Source organism: Algibacter sp. (assembly GCF_049667265.1).
GTDB lineage: Bacteria > Bacteroidota > Bacteroidia > Flavobacteriales > Flavobacteriaceae > Algibacter_B.
Genome location: NZ_JBATHX010000386.1, coordinates 1 through 2,434, shown reverse-complemented (window position 1 = coordinate 2,434; position 2,434 = coordinate 1). Strand labels below are relative to the sequence as shown.

At 32.5% G+C, this 2,434-nt stretch carries 4 protein-coding genes; all 4 read left to right on the top strand.

Going from position 1 to position 2,434, the window contains the following annotated elements; translation table 11 throughout:
- Positions 1-824, top strand: an 824-nt coding sequence (locus WBN21_RS13350; RefSeq protein WP_424201080.1) for a tetratricopeptide repeat protein, incomplete at its 5' end; no start/stop codon positions are given.
- A gap of 3 nt (positions 825-827) precedes the next feature.
- A complete protein-coding gene (locus WBN21_RS13345) occupies positions 828-1,337 on the top strand; it encodes a GNAT family N-acetyltransferase (RefSeq protein ID WP_424201078.1) in 510 nt (169 codons plus the stop codon).
- Between the two features lie 87 nt (positions 1,338-1,424).
- Positions 1,425-1,748 (top strand): DUF4286 family protein, encoded by a 324-nt coding sequence (locus WBN21_RS13340; protein ID WP_424201076.1) that lies wholly within the window; start codon positions 1,425-1,427, stop codon positions 1,746-1,748.
- 156 nt (positions 1,749-1,904) lie between these two features.
- Positions 1,905-2,434, top strand: a 530-nt coding sequence (gene rsmA / locus WBN21_RS13335; protein WP_424201074.1) for a 16S rRNA (adenine(1518)-N(6)/adenine(1519)-N(6))-dimethyltransferase RsmA, incomplete at its 3' end; no start/stop codon positions are given.

Here is a 2,434-nt window from a genome sequence, read left to right as displayed (position 1 = left end):
TTCTAGAACTCATAAAAACATACGGAGAACAACCCGAAACTTTAGGGTTGCAAATTAACTACGCACACTTTTTGGCCTTTTATTTGAACGAAACAGAAGCTGCTTCGAATTTTCTAGAATCAACATTAAATCAACCCTTATCAACCTTAGAAAAAGCACAGGTAAAATTAGAATTAGGTGATATTTTAGTATTACAAGAAAAATTCAATCAGGCGCTTATTTATTACACGCAAATCCAACGAAATTTAAAAAACAGTACCATTTCTCAAGAAGCACGATTTAAAGTTGCCAAAGCAAGTTATTATAAAGGTGATTTTAAATGGGCAGAATCTCAACTCAAAATTTTAAAAGCCTCAACATCGCAACTTATCGCCAATGATGCGCTAGATTTAAAACTGCTTATTTCAGATAATAAATATGAAGATTCACTTCAAACGGCCTTAAAACACTATGCAAAAGCAGATTTATTAGCGTTTCAAAACAGAAATGATGAGGCTATTAATTTACTAGATAAAATTCTAGAAGAGCACAAAACAGAACCTATTATAGCGCAAGCATTATTGAAACAAGCACAATTGTTCGAGGTAAAATTACAATATGAAAAAGCCGTTATAAATTATCAAGCCATTATTGACAATTACGGCGAAGGTATTTTAATAGACGACGCACTTTTTCATTTAGCTGAAATATATGAAAAACGGTTAAATAACCTCGAAAAAGCAAAAGCCTTATACGAGCAAATTATTTTTAATCATGCCGATAGTATTTATTTTGTTGATGCGAGAAAACGCTACAGAAACTTGCGAGGCGATGCTCTAAATTAGATTATGATTGCTGAAACCGAACGATTAATAATAGAAAAATTCACGATTAGTGATGCGCCTTTTTTCGTAGAATTAGTGAATTCTCCGCATTGGATAAAATACATTGGTGATAGAAACACCAAAACTATTGAGGCTGCTGAAAATAGAATTTCCGAAGGCCATTTAAAGAGTTATGAAGAGCATGGTTTTGGGTTCTACAAGCTATTACTTAAAGCAGAATACAACAAGCCTATTGGCACTTGCGGATTAATAAAAAGGGACACCTTGGAAGAGGTTGACATTGGTTTTGCATTTTTGCCAGAATATGAAGGTAAAGGATTTGGTTTTGAATCGTCGGTTGAAATTATGAAACTTGCTAAACATAAATTCAACCTAAAAAAATTAGTAGCTATAGCAAATCCAGATAATAAAAACTCTATAAAACTATTAGAGAAATTAGGATTTACATTTGAAAAAGAAGTAAAACCCTTTGAAGATGACAAAGAACTCCTGTTATTTGCAAAAACTTTATAACATATAAGAATCGAAATTCAAATTCTATAGAATAGTTTCTAATCTTAATTTAGACTTTGGATTTTAGTTTTTTGGAATTTTTAAATTATGATAATATATAACGTAACAACAAACATTGACGAATCCATCCACGATGAATGGCTGAAATGGATAAAAGAACATATTCCTCAAGTATTAGGAACCGGTAAATTTGAAAAAGCAACCTTGTCCAAGGTTTTAGTAGAAGAAGAAAAGGGAGGCGTTACCTATTCCGTGCAATACCGTTCTTATTCACGCGAAGCACTAGATGCTTATTATCGCGAGGATGCCGATAAATTAAGACTTGAAGGCTTAAAAAAGTTCGCTGATAAAATACTATCCTTTAGAACCGAACTTGAAATTGTTGATGAGTATACCGTGAATTTTAAATAGTGTTTTTCCTGCGAAGGCAGGAATCCACTTAAAAATTAAAAAGGCTTAACTATTTTTTAAATTTCAAGAAATTATTTAAAATTAAACTTTGCATCTCTGCGCCTTTGCGCGCCAATATTTAATATCTTCGTATTTCTCATAAACACCCATAAATCCGTGGCATACAACTCCAACCAACATCAAGTAAAAGCAAAAAAGTATTTAGGGCAACACTTTTTAAATGATGAAACTGTAGCTGAAAAAATTGCAGATACCTTGCTTTTAAAAGGCTATAAAAAGGTGTTAGAAATTGGTCCAGGTATGGGTGTACTTACCAAATATTTACTCAAAAAAGACATCACCACATATGTTATTGAAATTGATTCAGAATCGGTGGAATATCTGCAATCCAACTATCTAAATCTGGCGCCACGAATCATAGAAAAAGATTTTTTAAAATACGATTTAAACGAAGTCTTCAAACAAGAACCTTTTGCAATTATTGGCAATTTCCCCTATAACATTTCAACCCAAATTGTGTTTAAAACTTTAGAAATGCGCGATCAAATTCCTGAATTTTCGGGCATGTTTCAAAAAGAAGTGGCGCAACGTATTTGCTCAAAAGAAGGCAGTAAAGTGTATGGAATTCTTTCAGTTTTAACACAAGCATTTTATGAGGCTGAATATTTATTTACCGTACCACCACA

Excerpts from the sequence above, each read along its gene's own strand:
- WBN21_RS13340 (WP_424201076.1), top strand. The coding sequence starts at position 1,425 with ATGATAATATATAACGTAACAACAAACATTGACGAATCCATCCACGAT.
- WBN21_RS13345 (WP_424201078.1), top strand. The coding sequence starts at position 828 with ATGATTGCTGAAACCGAACGATTAATAATAGAAAAATTCACGATTAGT.